The sequence below is a fragment of the Pseudomonas gessardii genome (assembly GCF_001983165.1).
Lineage (GTDB): Bacteria > Pseudomonadota > Gammaproteobacteria > Pseudomonadales > Pseudomonadaceae > Aquipseudomonas > Aquipseudomonas gessardii.
Genome location: NZ_MNPU01000010.1, coordinates 91468 through 106130, shown reverse-complemented (window position 1 = coordinate 106130; position 14663 = coordinate 91468). Strand labels below are relative to the sequence as shown.

General features: G+C 59.8%; 9 protein-coding genes. 5 read left to right on the top strand and 4 right to left on the bottom strand.

The features are described 5' to 3' along the window. Positions 1-1401 (top strand): ATP-binding protein, encoded by a 1401-nt coding sequence (locus BLL38_RS09915; RefSeq protein WP_076962405.1) that lies wholly within the window; start codon positions 1-3, stop codon positions 1399-1401. 13 nt (positions 1402-1414) lie between these two features. Here BLL38_RS09915 and BLL38_RS09910 read toward each other — a convergent pair whose 3' ends face one another. Beyond that, a complete protein-coding gene (locus BLL38_RS09910; RefSeq protein ID WP_076962404.1) occupies positions 1415-1687 on the bottom strand; it encodes a type B 50S ribosomal protein L31 in 273 nt (90 codons plus the stop codon). Positions 1688-1920: 233 nt separating this feature from the next. Between BLL38_RS09910 and BLL38_RS09905 the strand changes: the two genes are divergently transcribed. Then, positions 1921-3540, top strand: a complete 1620-nt coding sequence (locus BLL38_RS09905) for an FMN-binding glutamate synthase family protein (protein WP_076962403.1) — start codon at positions 1921-1923, stop codon at positions 3538-3540. A 13-nt stretch (positions 3541-3553) separates the two neighbouring features. Beyond that, a complete protein-coding gene (locus tag BLL38_RS09900) occupies positions 3554-3838 on the top strand; it encodes a putative quinol monooxygenase (protein ID WP_076962402.1) in 285 nt (94 codons plus the stop codon). 38 nt (positions 3839-3876) lie between these two features. Here BLL38_RS09900 and BLL38_RS09895 read toward each other — a convergent pair whose 3' ends face one another. The 3 genes from BLL38_RS09895 to BLL38_RS09885 are packed head-to-tail and all read right to left on the bottom strand — an operon-like array spanning position 3877 to position 6700. After that, positions 3877-5349, bottom strand: coding sequence for a glucosyltransferase domain-containing protein (locus BLL38_RS09895; RefSeq protein ID WP_165448671.1), 1473 nt, complete (start codon positions 5347-5349; stop codon positions 3877-3879). Between the two features lie 44 nt (positions 5350-5393). After that, positions 5394-6329 (bottom strand): glycosyltransferase family 2 protein, encoded by a 936-nt coding sequence (locus BLL38_RS09890; RefSeq protein ID WP_076962400.1) that lies wholly within the window; start codon positions 6327-6329, stop codon positions 5394-5396. Further along, a complete protein-coding gene (locus tag BLL38_RS09885) occupies positions 6326-6700 on the bottom strand; it encodes a GtrA family protein (RefSeq protein ID WP_076962399.1) in 375 nt (124 codons plus the stop codon). The genes BLL38_RS09890 and BLL38_RS09885 overlap by 4 nt, the downstream gene beginning before the upstream one ends. A gap of 261 nt (positions 6701-6961) precedes the next feature. On the opposite strand from BLL38_RS09885, the gene BLL38_RS09880 reads away from it, so the two are divergent. Together BLL38_RS09880 and BLL38_RS09875 are read left to right on the top strand one after the other, a co-directional pair. Continuing rightward, positions 6962-8098, top strand: a complete 1137-nt coding sequence (locus tag BLL38_RS09880; RefSeq protein ID WP_076962398.1) for an OpgC family protein — start codon at positions 6962-6964, stop codon at positions 8096-8098. 62 nt (positions 8099-8160) lie between these two features. After that, on the top strand, positions 8161-14646 hold the full coding sequence (locus BLL38_RS09875; RefSeq protein WP_076962397.1) for an NEL-type E3 ubiquitin ligase domain-containing protein: 6486 nt from the start codon (positions 8161-8163) through the stop codon (positions 14644-14646). Positions 14647-14663 lie beyond the last annotated feature (17 nt).

Here is a 14663-nt window from a genome sequence, read left to right as displayed (position 1 = left end):
ATGAATCAACCCCCGAACCGGCGCATCCTGCTGATTGACGACACCCCCTCGATCCACGACGACTTTCGCAAGATCCTCATGCCGCCTATGGAACAGAACGCGGCACTGGACGACATGGAAAGCGCCCTGTTTGGCGAGGCCGCCAAACCCCAGGCCCCACCGTTTGAGCTGGACTCGGCCTATGGTGGCCAGGAGGGCCTGCAACAACTGTGTACCGCTATGGAACAAGCCCGGCCCTATGCCCTGGCCTTTGTCGACATGCGCATGCCCCAGGGCTGGGACGGCGCACAGACCATGGAAGAACTCTGGAAAGTCGACCCGGACCTGCAAGTGGTGGTGTGCACCGCCTACTCGGACTATTCCTGGGAAGAACTGCTGTCGCGCCTCAAGGGCCACGACCGGCTGCTGATCCTGAAAAAGCCCTTCGACAATATCGAAGTCCAACAGATGGCCAACACCCTGGCGGCCAAATGGGACATGGCCCGCCGCGCCCGCCTGAAAACCATCAACCTCGAACAGCTGGTCGAACAGCGCACCCAGGCACTGACCCTGGCCAGCCAGGCCCTGCAACTGGAAATCGACGAACGCAAGCAGCTGGAAAGCCAGTTGATCCAATCGGAAAAACTCGCCTCCCTGGGGCAGATGGCTGCCGGGGTGGCGCACGAAATCAATAACCCGGTCGGCTTCGTCACCTCCAACCTTGGCACGCTGGAGGGTTACTTCAAGCAATTGCAGTGCATGCTCGACGCCTATCAACAGGCTGAGGCGGCCCTGGCGCCCGGTGGCGGCCTTGAACAACTAAGCGCCTTGCGCAAAGAGTTGGACCTGGAGTTTCTCAAGGAAGATATCCCGATCCTGATCCGCGAATCCAAGGATGGCATCGGTCGGGTGACGCAGATCGTCAAGGACCTGAAGAACTTCTCCCGGGTCGATAACGACGAAAGCTGGCAATGGACGAACCTGCAGCAAGGGATCGACTCGACCCTGAACATCGTGGCCAGCGAGCTCAAACACAAGGCGGATGTGATCAAGCACTACCAGCCCTTGCCCGAAATCGAATGCCTGGCCTCGCAAATCAACCAGGTGGTGATGAACCTGGTGATCAACGCCGCCCAGGCCATGGGGCCGGAGCGCGGCACGATCACCCTGAGCAATGGGGTCGAGGGCGATCAGGTCTGGCTGGAGGTTTCAGACAACGGCTGCGGGATCGCCCCCCACAGCCTGCAGAAAATCTTCGACCCGTTTTTCACCACCAAGCCGGTGGGCGAAGGCACGGGCCTGGGGCTGTCGCTGTCCTATGGCATCGTCAAGAAACACCATGGGGATATTTCGGTGAGGAGTGAAGTGGGCAGCGGCACCACCTTCCGGGTGGTGCTGCCGATCCGCCAGACCGCAGCGTGACAGCCCTGGCGGTTCAGGCTTGAGCGGGCTTGGGACTGGAACCAAACGAGGCAAACCGTTTGTTGAACCCGGCAATCCGCCCTTCGACCTGGGTCTTGCGCTGCTGGCCGGTGTAGATCGGGTGGGAAGCGCTGGACACGTCCAGGGCCATGTAGGGGTAAGTGTTGCCATCGCTGTGTCGGTGGGTGCGGTCTGTGTCGACAGTGGAGCCGATCAGGAAAAACACATCGGCGGCAGTATCGTGGAACAGCACGGTGCGGTAGTCGGGATGGATACCAGCTTTCATGGGGCCTCCGGGGCGTTTTGGCAGAATCAATACGTTATACAGTAACGCAAATAATGCACCTAAACGAGAACGTATTGCAATACCCGTCGGGGCTTGGGCTCTATGCGGTTGCCCCGGCAAGGAACTCGCCCGTAAGCTTGGGCTCAGTGTGAACCGTGAACACCCTAAAGAAATAGAACCTTGTAGGAGCCGGCTCCTACAGGTCATAGAGAGTCCGAACCCAAGGAAACCGTATGAGCCTGTCGTTGCTTAGCCGTTATGCATTCTTTGCCGTGTGTGTCATTTTCACCCTCGCCAGCCTCCCCTTTATCCAACACGAATGGCTCTGGCCGATAACCCTGGTGACCGGCGTGCTCAGCCTGATCGGCGTGTTCGACCTGCTGCAAAGCCCCCACGCGGTGCGCCGCAACTACCCGATCCTGGGCAATATCCGCTACCTGGTGGAAGGCATCCGCCCGGAAATCCGCCAGTACCTGCTGGAGTCCGACAGCGACGCCCTGCCCTTCTCCCGGGCCCAGCGCTCGCTGGTGTATTCGCGGGCCAAGAATGAAAGCGCCGACAAACCCTTCGGCACCCTGATCGACGTGTACCAGTCCGGCTTCGAGTTTATCGGCCACTCCATGCGCCCGGCCCCGTTGAGCGACCCCAGCGCCTTTCGCGTGATGGTCGGCGGCCCGCAGTGCACCCAGCCGTATTCGGCGTCGGTGTTCAATATCTCGGCCATGAGTTTCGGCTCGTTGAGCGCCAATGCCATCCGCGCCCTCAACCAGGGCGCCAAGCTCGGCAACTTCGCCCACGACACCGGCGAAGGCAGCATCAGCGCCTACCACCGGGAACACGGCGGCGACCTGACCTGGGAGCTGGGCAGCGGCTACTTCGGCTGCCGCACCCGCGACGGCCGTTTCGACCCGCAACGCTTTGCGGTGCAGGCGCAAAATCCGCAAGTACGGATGATTGAAATCAAGATGAGCCAGGGCGCCAAGCCCGGCCACGGCGGGATCCTGCCCAAGCACAAGGTGACCCAGGAAATCGCCGAGACCCGCGGCATTCTGATGGGCGAAGATTGCATCTCGCCGTCACGCCACAGCGCGTTTTCCACGCCGATTGAACTGATGCAATTCATCGCGCAGCTGCGTGAACTGTCCGGTGGCAAACCGGTGGGCTTCAAGTTCTGCCTGGGCCATCCGTGGGAGTTCATGGGCATTGCCAAGGCCATGCTGGAAACCGGGATCCTGCCGGACTTTATTGTGGTCGACGGCAAGGAAGGTGGCACCGGCGCTGCGCCCGTGGAGTTCACCGACCATATCGGCGTGCCCCTGCGCGAAGGCCTGCTGTTTGTGCACAACACCCTGGTGGGCCTGAACCTGCGCGACAAGATCAAGCTCGGCGCCAGCGGCAAGATCGTCAGCGCCTTCGATATCGCCAGCGTGCTGGCCATCGGCGCCGACTGGGCCAACTCGGCCCGGGGCTTTATGTTCGCCATCGGCTGCATCCAGTCGCAAAGCTGCCACACCAACAAATGCCCGACCGGCGTGGCCACCCAGGACCCCTTGCGCCAACGCGCGCTGGTGGTGCCGGACAAAGCCCAGCGCGTGTTCAACTTCCACCGCAACACCCTCAAGGCCCTGGCGGAAATGCTCGCGGCGGCCGGCCTGGATCATCCATCGCAACTGTCGGCCAAACACCTGGTGCGGCGCATGTCGGCCACCGAGATCAAGCTGTTCTCGCAGTTGCATGTGTTCTTAAAGCCTGGGGAATTGTTGACCGGCGAAGTGAACGGCGAGTTCTATTCGCGCATGTGGCAGATGGCCCGGGCCGACAGTTTCGAGCCCCATGAAGTAGACGCCGCCTAAAAGGATCGCTGTGATGTTGAAGGTAATCGCTGAAGACTTTATCCAACCCGAACACCTGGACACCGTGCGCCCCTGGTACGCCGAGCTGGTGGAAAAAACCCGCCAGGAACCGCTGTGCATTGCCTACGATCTGTTTGTCGACCAGAAAGACCCGGGGCACTTTATCTTTATCGAGCAGTGGCCCGACCAGGCAGCGCTGGATGCACACTGCCAGACCGAGCACTTCACCCGGCTGGTGCCGCAGATAAACGCGCATCAGGCCAAGGCGTGTCGGGTGCTGTTGATGGATGGGTTTTAAACAATCCCCCGCTGCCGATTATTGATTCGGCAGCGGGTCTAGGGGATGTCATTGTAGTTTTCGGAGTCGCGTATTTCTTTCATGACAATGTATCCACCTTCGGGTGTCACATAAATCGAATAGAACTTACTGTCCACCACAGGCGAACCCACGCGATCTAAAACAACCAACTTATTGAAAATCTCACGCTTACCGCCAACGACATTATTAATTCCCAACCGAGGAAAAAAATGAGGATGCAGTAACACATTGGCAGTGCTTAAAATATACCTCAACGCTGGCATATAGTTCATAGCATCGTGCCCCCGAGGTAGCCAGTTACCTCCCGTCTGCGGGCCTACAAAATAAAACACAGGCATCATTTTCAATTCTTTTTCCGAGACAATGTCTTTTGCAATGTATTGAGCCATCGCCATTTCAAGTTCTTTCTTGGCGATAATCACCTGACCGTAGGCATAGCAAAAGGCAAACATGAACAACACCGGAATTACCAACACCCATCGAGCGACCAGCAAAATTCGCCCTAACATTTCATAATTCAAATATAAGACAAAAACCAAAACAGCAGAAAATCCAACATAACTTCTTGCATCCAGATTCGGCTCGACAAGAAACAGCATGATACCGGGGATACTCAACAGCAATATCGGAAGACCAAGAAAATACAGAATCAACGCTATAAACTTACTGATTACCCCACCTTTCATATCAAAGATATTTTTCATAAAAAAAATAAAAGCAAACGTTGCCACTACCAGTAAGAGAACAGTAAAAAAAACTGCCCCTGAGTTAATCAGCAAATAAACCTGTTCCAGAGCGAAGGACAGTTTTTTAGTCGCTACCTCAAACCATCGGGTATCAGAAACACTCAATTCTCCTCGCCCATCCACGGCCATCTGGTAAGCCGTGAGAGCATAGATCAGGCTCCCTCCGATCAGTTGTGCAACCCTTTGAAGGGTTAATGACAACGCCTCACGGGTAGATATCCTATTTTTCACCCCACAGACGTACTCAACAATACTCAAGCCAACAAACAGCGTCAGGGTAGGCTGATACAAACTCAATGAAACGGCTATCAACAATGCTGATGCAAGCCCCCGATACACAGCATGTTCAATACTACAAGTAATTGCATAGATAATCGCAACCACCGCCAACACCATGCCTGGACCATCAAATTGATAAGTCAGATTACCCAAAAAAAAAGGGTTACATAAAACTGGCAATACTACCAAGCAGCTTAAAACACAAGGCCGAGTAAAATACCACAGGGTCAACCGCGTCATTGCCAATGCAAGCGCAAACACTGATATCAGCAACGGCAAAGGAAATATATTGGTTGTACCGCCGGTAAACGTTAAAAATCTATGCAACACCTCAAGCAAGACTCTGCCTTGATTTCTCCACGCATCTTGCGCCTGATGCAATGCTCGCCAATTATCATCGACATAGGCATAATCCGCATGAACAATGGGGTATATATAAACAAAGGAAAGCACCACAAAAACCATTACTATCTCTTTTCGACTCAATTCCCTTTGATTCCACATCACACTTACCTCCGAGCCATGTTCCTGACAACATCTTTCACCACATACCTGGGCCTATGCTTGGCCTCCATATAAATCCGCCCCACATACTCCCCCAAAATACCGATCCCGATCAGTTGCACGCCGCCCAAAAACAGAATCGCCGTCATCAACGACGGATAGCCCGGCACATCATTGCCAAACAGCAACTTGTCGATGATCAAATACCCCGCATACCCCAGCGCCAGTAACGAAATGCAAGCACCGATATAACTCCATAGCCGCAGCGGCAAGGTACTGAACGACGTAATGCCCTCCAGCGCCAGGTTCCATAGTTTCCAGGCGTTGAACTTGCTCTGGCCGAGCACCCGCGATACCCGGTCATATTCGACGATGGCCACCGTGAACCCCGCCCACGACAGCACGCCTTTCATAAACAGTTGCTGCTCCGGCAACGCCTTGATCACGTCCACCACCTTGCGGTCCATCAGGCGGAAGTCGCCGACGTTTTCTTCGATATGGGTGTAGGCGATGCGATTGAGCAGGTGGTAGAACAGCGAGGCGCTGTGGCGTTTGAGGTAGCTGTCGCTGGAACGGTCGCGGCGCTTGGCCAGGACCACATCGGCGCCCTTGTGCCACTCATCAATCAAGCGGGCAACCACTGGCACCGGGTCTTGCAGGTCGACATCCATCGGCACCACCGCCTCGCCGCTGGCGTATTCCAGGCCGGCGAACAGCGCCGCCTCCTTGCCGAAGTTGCGGGAGAAGTTGATCAGCACCACGTTGTGATCGAGCAGGGCAATCTCCCTGGCGATAGCCTGCGTGCGGTCCGTGCTGCCATCGTTGATAAAGACGATCTCGACGTCATACGCCTGCAGCGACGGCTCGCTGTGTACGGCGCGGTAAAACGTCTCGATCGCCTGCTCTTCATTGAACAACGGCACGATCAGCGAGAGCCTCATGGTTCAGGCCTGCGAAACACCAGGTACTTGGCCAGCAAGAAGCCACACACCAGGCTGCTAAGGGAAAACACCACCACCGTGACGAGCCCGGGCAAACGCCAAGAGTCCCCCATCCAGCCCACCGCCAGGCTCAGGCTGCCCAGGCACAGCATGAACACCAGGTAACGGCCAACCGAAGCCGCTACGCCAAAGGTGAACGTGGCATTCACAAAAAACGAGAAGGTCGCGGCTACGCAAAAAGCCAGAAGGTTGCTGAGCGCCTGGCTGAGATCCAAGGCGGCCCTGAGCACGAAAAAGACCTGCCAGTGGATCACGGTGTTGGCGATGCCGATCACTGTGTAGCTGGAGAACCCCGTCCATAGCCTGCTCATGCCACCGTCACGCCTCATTATCCATTAGCCGATGGGCAAGCAAGCCATGCGCAAAACACCGCGTCTACTGTCAGAAATAACAGGTAGAGGCGGTTATACGACGAACGGCAGCAGCCCATCCCACAATTGAGACATTCAGTAATACCCAACCTTTGCAATTGCTTACAAATACCGCCAACCTGCGCCCGCCCGACGTGCGGCTCGACCACTGCCAAGCCCCACGGGTCACTATTTCACTCAATTGTTCAAGAGCCCGCAGCCATGCTTAACGGACGCGACCCACGCATCGATTTTTTTCGGGGCCTGGCGTTGATCTTCATTTTCTGGGATCACGTGCCCCACAACCCTCTCGGCCAGATCACCCTGCGTAACTTCGGTTTCAGCGATGCCGCCGAGGTCTTCGTGTTCCTCGCCGGCTACGCCTCGGTACTGGCCTACAGCAAGGTGTTGCAGCGCGAAGGCTACTGGATGGCCTGCCTGAAAATCCTGCGCCGCGCCTGGGTGTTGTATGTGGTGCATATCTTCTTGCTGGCGATGCTGATGGGCATCGTGTTCTTCGCCAACAGCAAGGTGGAAACCCGCGACCTGGTCCAGGAAATGGGCCTGACGCATTTCATCACCAACCCGCAACAAGCCCTGACCGATGAGTTGCTGCTGCGCTTCAAGCCCAACCTGATGGACCCGTTGCCGTTGTATATCGTGCTCTTGCTCGGCTTGCCGCTGGTGCTGCCGGTGCTGGTGCGCAAGCCCCTGGCGGTGGTGGCGGTGTCGTTGGTGGTGTACCTGCTGGCGCCAAGGCTGGGCTGGAACCTGGCGGCAATTGCCGATGGGGTGTGGTACTTCAACCCGGTGACCTGGCAGTTTCTGTTCGTACTCGGCGGCGCGGCGGCGATCCACGCCGGCCAGCCACGGGCGCCGCAAACCCGGGCCTTGCACCAGCAGCCCGTGTTTCTGGCCGCGGCGACCTACACACTGCTGGCTGGGGTGATCACCCTGTCCTGGCGTTGGCCCCAGATCCATGATGCCGTGATGCCCGCCGTGTTGAGCGAGCTGCTGTACCCCATCAGCAAGACCGACCTGTCCCCCGTACGTTTACTGCACTTCCTGGCCCTGGCCTATGTCACCGCCAAGCTGCTGCCCGGCCGTGGCTGGACGCACAACTGGCTGGCGCAACAAAGCTGTCGCATGGGCCGCTATTCCCTGGAAGTGTTCTGCCTGGGGGTGTTGCTCGCGCCACTGGCGGACATGCTCAACGCCCAGGTCAACGACGCCTGGCCGATGCAGATTTTCAGTGCCCTGCTGGGGCTGGTACTGATGGCCGGGTTGGCAGCGTGGCTGGAGTTCAACAAGCGCTTGAACCAGACCCCGCGCCGGGACGGCCACCCGTTAAATAGTTAGCCCCCCCGGCGGCATGCGCGGTGATTCCATCTGCCCTCCACTTATCGTGAAAGGTAGAGCGCATGCCGACTCATCAATTACTCAACGGCCTGTCCGGCAATCTGCAATCGAGTACCTCCTGGGCCCAGCAACAGGCGCTGGCGCTGATCCAGCGCAATGTGCTCCAGGCCCTGGAGAGCCTAGGCACCGAGGAAAAACAACGTTTCCTGCACCTGCAACGCCAGGCCCTCACGGCCCTGGCGGCCGTTGAAACCGAAAAGGAACGGCTTGTCCGCACCTTCAAGGCCGGCGGCCTGGCGCAGTTGCGTAACAGGATCGGTGGACGCGACCCGGAGCAGTATCGCTTCGAGACCACCTACCTGGAGAAGGTCGAGCAACCCTTGCCCTGGGAGCGACAGCCAGGCAGCCATATCAGGCTGCCCCGGCGCTCCGATCAGGATCTGCGCTACGTCGAACACATCAAGAGCCTGTCGTTGTGGGACGCGGCCTGTGTGAATTTCGGCTTCACTTCCGCCATTCGCCAGGACTCCGGCTATAGCCTGGTGGACGCCAGCACAGTGGTCGGCCCCGACGGCGATCGCAGCCTCGGCGCCCGGGAGTTCATCGCCATTGCCCGTGAGCTGGACCTGGGTCATCAATTGCAAGGGAAGATCAGGGCCGCCCTTGGCGAGAACGGCACGTTGCGCCGGTTGATGGGCGAGGCGGCGCTGGCCCTGTTGCACTTTGACGTGCTGGACGCCTGGCGCAACCGTGCGCAAAACGGCCTGACCCAGGTGGTGTACGACAGCCTCAGGGCATCGCTCGACGGCAGCGGCCCGCAACTGCCTGTCGACAGCCTGAGCTTGACCGGCGGCGTCACCCCCCTGATCGCCGTGCCCTTCGTACCCTGGGAAAGTGCGATTCCAGTGCCCTTGCTGCTGATCCGGGTGGCCAGCCTCGGGGTGCTGTCGTATTTCCCTTTCCGCCCCGGCGGCGCATTTCGCTACCACAGCGACGCCCGTTCGGCCGAGGCCGACTTCCGCCAGCAGTTGCTCGACAGTCACCAGCAAGGCGACCTGGGCTGGTTCTCCCGACAATTGCCGCTGGTGGGCCTGTCGGTGTTCAAGTCCTTACTGACCCAGGAACCACGTCCCGAGGGCATGAGCTGGCTGGGCGGGCTCCTGTATGACGGCTTTCACAAAGCCTTCCCGGAACAGACGCTCAACGATATTCGCTTCGCCACCGACCCACCCTCCGGCCCTGCCAAAACCATCCTGCAAGCCCTGACCTATCGCCAGATCCAACGCTGCCAGGCCGATATGGACACCCTGGCCAACACCCGCTCCGAAACCGACTGGCAAGCCGTCAAGGACGCTACCGCCGCCATCGCCTCCGAAGTCCTGCAACTGCTGCTCACCCCGCTGCCCGGCGGGGTCACAGGGATGAACCGGGGCATGCAACTGGCGGTGCTGGGCAGCATGACCTACAGCGTCAGCGTGGGCCTGAATGAAGCCGTCAAGGGCGACGCCAGCAGCTTCGCCCAGACCCTGACGGATGTCGCCGACCTGGCCGTCAGCGGGCGCTTGATCAGCGTCGCCGGCAGCGCCCATCGCCAGCGCATGCTGGAGCACCTGCGGCGGCTGGGCAACCCACGCAAAGTCACGCGCCCCGACGGCGTGGATGAATTGTGGAAACCCGACGCCCGCCCCTACGCCCACGACCAGCAATACCTGCTCGAAGGGCAAAACCCCGATGCCCTGTGCGTGTTCACGGTGCAAGGCAAGCAATACGTCAAGCTGCACCACGAGCACCAGACCCTGGTGGCAGAGGTCACCCACGACCAACACCATCAGCGCTACGTGCTCAAGAACAGTCGCAGCCCCTACAAGCCCCCAATTGTGCTGGATCCGGCGCTGCAGGCCTGGACCTTCGACCTGCATGACGCCCGGGCCCTGTCAGATACCCAGTTGCTGCAACGGATGCTGCCCAATGGTTCGTCGATCATCCCCGTGCTCGACCTGGAGCGCATGCTGCGCAGCACCGCCACCTCCCGCATCGCCCTGGAGAATGTCTGGCGCGGCGAACCGGCCCCCCTGAACCTGATCGAAGGCGTGCGGCGCCTACAGGCCGACCAGATGATCCAACAGATCATCGAGCACTTTGATCAAGCCGGCTACTTGCCGCCCTATGGCGAGAGTGTGGTGCTCTGCCTGCTGACCCAGTTGCCCGAATGGCCCGCCGCGACCCTGCTGAGCATCAGCGACCCACAACACAGCGTGATCGAAACCTTCGGCAAGAGCGTACCGCCGATGCCCGAGACCACGACCCTTACGATCATCCGTAACGAAGACGGCAGCTACCAGGCCGAACAGGATCGCAGCCCACCGCCCTATCGCGCCGACCCCTTGTTGGGCCTGGTCATCAGCCTGCAACCCGATACCTCGCAACTGGGTCTGGCGACCCAAGCCGATGCCACGCCCACACAGCGGATCATGGCGGTACGCCGTGCCATCGTAGACTTGGCGCGGCGTGAACGCCTGGCCCTGTTCGCCGCGCTGGTGAGTTACGCCGGTTATGAAAAAAGCGAGCAACTGCCACCGCCCAGCGTCAGGCGCTTCCTACCGGTCAAGGCATCGGAGTCGCCGGTCGCCGTCACGCCTTTTCTGAAAAAGCTGCGTGACCTCAACAGCCCACTGTCACCGGCCCTGCTAGTGCGGCTGCTGGAACAGCATCCGCTGACCCCGCGCCAACAGCAGGCCTACCTGCAAGAAGGGGTATTGCCGGTGGCCTTTTTTGAACGCTTGGATAACCACCGCACCGCCCTGCGCATCGACGCCGCCATCGACGCGCTGTATCACCCCCGACAGTTCAACAACGATGCCGATCAATGGGGCCGGGAGTTCGCCTCGGCGTTGATCCGCCGCCGCCTCAAGCGCCACTTCGTCATCACCGAAGTGCTCGCGGGGGCCATTGCCAAGCCTTATCGCTCCAGTGGCCCGGATGACCTCACCGTGGAACTGCGCCACTTCGGCGAGGGCGTCTATGAGGCCTATGACATGCGCAATGCCGGCACGATTGCCGTATCACCGGCAGTGGACAGTTTCTACCTGGCCATCGGTTCGGTCCTGCAACCCCATGAGCGACAACGCTTGGGCATGGCCAACGCAACCGACGCCATGGGCCTGCGCACCACCCTGGGCGACTACATGAGCCACCAGCGCGGCCCGGAAGGCTTTGTCAGGCTGGCCAGCGGTTCACTGGCACAATACGAGCACACCCTGGCCCTACCACAAAAGCTGCAGCCCGACGCCCTCGGCCTGTTCCCCCTTGAAGGCGACCATTACCTGCCCCTGTTCGGCTCCTGGTACCGGATTGTCTATGACAACCGGGCTTTCAAATGGCGGCTCAAGCACCCGCAAAAAATCGGCGTCGACACCCCGACCCTGGAGCACAACGGTCATGGGGCGTGGCGCCTGTCCAGCGAAAATCCCATGGGGTGGGACGATCACAGCCTGCTCTATCGCCTCGGGGGCGACCACTATGCGCTCCCCAAGAACACCGCCAAAACCATTCTGGCCCTGACCGACACCCCGCCCCATGTGTTGCGCCAGATACACCGAAGCGGCCGGCCGTCGCCGCCACTACTGGCCGATACCTGCAAGCGTTTGCGCCTCGACCAGGAAATCAACCGGTTTATCGAGGCGATGTATGAGCTGTCCACCCAGGCCCCCTTCGCCCACCCGAACCTGCTGTTGCTGGTGATCTCCAGCCTGCCCGGTTGGCCCGACAGCCACGTTCTGGAAGTTGCCGGCCGGGACACGCCCCTCAGATACCCCGCCCGGCATCGGCCCGACGCCCAGGTGGTGAGTGCCACCGACCAGGACCTGGAGAGCTCCGGGCTCCTGGACAAACTCGTCAGCGATGACGACCTGGCCCAGGCTCTGCTCGGTGAGCTGCCCAAGACCCAGGAACAGCGCCTGTTCCAGTTGATTACCCGGATCGTTGAATACACCGACCGGGAGCGCACGCAAATCCTGCAGTCCTTGTACCTGCGCAGCGAGTCCGACGGCACCGCGCAAGAACGCCGTTTCAAGGCCAAGCACCCGGAGTTGCCCAACAGTACGGTCAAGGCGATTCTCGGCCACGCCACGTCGCGCGAGCTCAAACAGTTGCATGAGAAAGACCAGTTGAGCCTGCGCCTTCATGAACAGGCGCGCCTGAGTGCCCACGACTTGCGCCTCAATCGTGCCTTTGAAGGCCTGTTTGTAGACGCCTGCGCCAATGCCGACAGCGACCGGATTACTCTGTACCTGCTCCGCTCCCTACCCGCATGGCCAAGCAACCTGCGTATCGATATCCGTGAACGGGACAACCAGGGGCGCTTGCTGGAAACGGCGGGGTCGTTGGTCGGTTCATCACGCAAGACCGTGGCCCGGACCAATCGCGGTTATCAAGCCTACGACCAGCAGGGTGCGCGCCTGGGCCAACCCTCGATCAGGTTGCTGCGGGTCATTCTCAGTACCTTGTCTACCGCCGAGCAGGTCAGCCTTGAGGTGGACACTGAAGCCGGCATCAGCGACCTGCACAACCAGCTCGCCGAACTGGCCTTCGCCCGCCGCGTGGAAATCAAGGGCCTGCTGGATATCCCGCACCTGCAACCCTGGATGCAACCGGCCATGGGCCTGGACCGCTCGTTCCTGGTGTATCCGCTCTGGCAGCGCATCTGGCCGTTTCGTGGGCCCCGGCCACCGGACCTGGTGGCCAAGACCCAGGAGCTCTATCCCCATTTCAATAATGATGACGCCCGGCGCTTCTTGCAGTCATTGAACATGACTGACCCGGAAAAACTGCTCGAGCTGGAACGCCGCCAGGCCGAGTATCAGGCCATGGATGTGGAGCTGTCGCGCTGGAGCGAAACCCTGACCCCAGCCGACAACGAACTCAACGACCCCCTGGGCATCAACCGCGGCAGACGCCGGCATATCGCCTACCAACTGCGCAGTGCATGGCGCCGCGAAAACGCCACGTTCTACATTGCCGGGCTGTTCAACGTGCCGTCCCTGGAGCTGCAACTGGACGACGAGGGCTTGCCGCCGGCCTCTTTCCTGGCGGGCACCAGCGGCTTCAATCACATTCAATACCTGCGTATTTCCGGTAATGCTTTCCCCGACTCGGGGCCGCAGTTCCTGGCCAAATTCACCCAGCTCAAGGCCCTGCGCCTCGATTGTCGCCTGGCCGAACTGCCCAGTGCGATCACCGAGATGACCAGCCTCACCCACCTTGACCTGAACGACAACGACCTGCGGTTGACCGCAGAGTCCGTGCAACGCCTGGCAGGCATGGTCAACCTGCAGAAACTGGACCTGAACGACAACCCGGACCTGAGCCTCGTGCCGGATGTCAGCCGGATGGTGCACTTGGATACGCTACGTCTGGCCAATACCGGCATCACGCAATGGCCCATCGGCGCCAGCGCACTGCCGCGCCTGGTGGAACTGCACTTGCAGGCCAATGCGATCACCACCATTCCCGACGAGGTCTTCACCAACCCCTGGTTGCAAACGGCCAATCGCAATACCCTGCTGCACGAAAACCCACTGTCCGCCGAGACCCTGGCCAGCATCGACGCCTACCGCCTCAGCACCGGTATTCGCCTGGGCGGGCAGTTGCAGACACCCGCCCACGCCCCGGCAATGGCCAATGATCTCGACACTTGGCTGACAGGCGTTGCGGCTGACGACGTGGCGGCACGTCGACAACTGTGGGAGCAGTTGAAAGCCAATGAAACAGCAAGTGCCGATGATGTGTTCCGGGTGCTGCGTGATTTGAAGAGGACCCATGCCTACCGCAACACCGCCTCCAGAATACGCCTGACCGAGCGGGTCTGGACCCTGCTGATCGCCATGGGCGAGTCAACGCAGTTGCGCAACACGGTCTGCCTCAACACCTACGGTTCCGGCAACTGTGGCGACAGTGTGCTGCTGGCCTTTACCAATATGGAGCTGCATCACCGTATCCATCAGGCCAAGCTACAGCCCAGGAGCTACCTGGCCGACCGCACCTTGCTGGAGCTGGCCAAGAGCTGCTTCTACCTCAATCAGCTGGATCACTTTGCCGACCAGTTCGTGCTTGCACGCGAGCGGGCCGGGCTGGAAGTCGATCCGGCCGAGGTCACCGTGTACCTGCGCAGCAAACTGGCCGGTGAATTCAACTTGCCGTTTTACCCACTGGATCTGCTGTACACCGTTGATGACTATGTCACCGACGAGGTGGTCGGTGACGCACGCAGAACCCTGCAGCGCCTCGGTCGATCAGCGGCCCTGCAGGAGGCGATCCTGATGACTGAGTTCTGGATCGAGTATCTGGCCAGCAGCGAGCCGGAGGCCTTTTTCACCGTCAAGGGCACCATCACCTACAAGGTCAATGTGCTGGATCAGGAAGTGTCAGACCACCGTTCGCAGGAGTATCTAGAGCGGCGCCAGTTGCTGGCCGATGAGGAAACGAACGAACACAACCGGCTGGTGCGCCAGTTGACCGAGGGCACGCAACGGACGTTGCTGCATGTCTGAGCCGGTGTTGGCCTGCC

Excerpts from the sequence above, each read along its gene's own strand:
- BLL38_RS09910 (WP_076962404.1), bottom strand. The coding sequence starts at position 1,687 with ATGAAAGCTGGTATCCATCCCGACTACCGCACCGTGCTGTTCCACGAT.
- BLL38_RS09875 (WP_076962397.1), top strand. The coding sequence starts at position 8,161 with ATGCCGACTCATCAATTACTCAACGGCCTGTCCGGCAATCTGCAATCG.
- BLL38_RS09905 (WP_076962403.1), top strand. The coding sequence starts at position 1,921 with ATGAGCCTGTCGTTGCTTAGCCGTTATGCATTCTTTGCCGTGTGTGTC.
- BLL38_RS09915 (WP_076962405.1), top strand. The coding sequence starts at position 1 with ATGAATCAACCCCCGAACCGGCGCATCCTGCTGATTGACGACACCCCC.
- BLL38_RS09900 (WP_076962402.1), top strand. The coding sequence starts at position 3,554 with ATGTTGAAGGTAATCGCTGAAGACTTTATCCAACCCGAACACCTGGAC.
- BLL38_RS09880 (WP_076962398.1), top strand. The coding sequence starts at position 6,962 with ATGCTTAACGGACGCGACCCACGCATCGATTTTTTTCGGGGCCTGGCG.
- BLL38_RS09885 (WP_076962399.1), bottom strand. The coding sequence starts at position 6,700 with ATGAGCAGGCTATGGACGGGGTTCTCCAGCTACACAGTGATCGGCATC.
- BLL38_RS09895 (WP_165448671.1), bottom strand. The coding sequence starts at position 5,349 with ATGGTTTTTGTGGTGCTTTCCTTTGTTTATATATACCCCATTGTTCAT.
- BLL38_RS09890 (WP_076962400.1), bottom strand. The coding sequence starts at position 6,329 with ATGAGGCTCTCGCTGATCGTGCCGTTGTTCAATGAAGAGCAGGCGATC.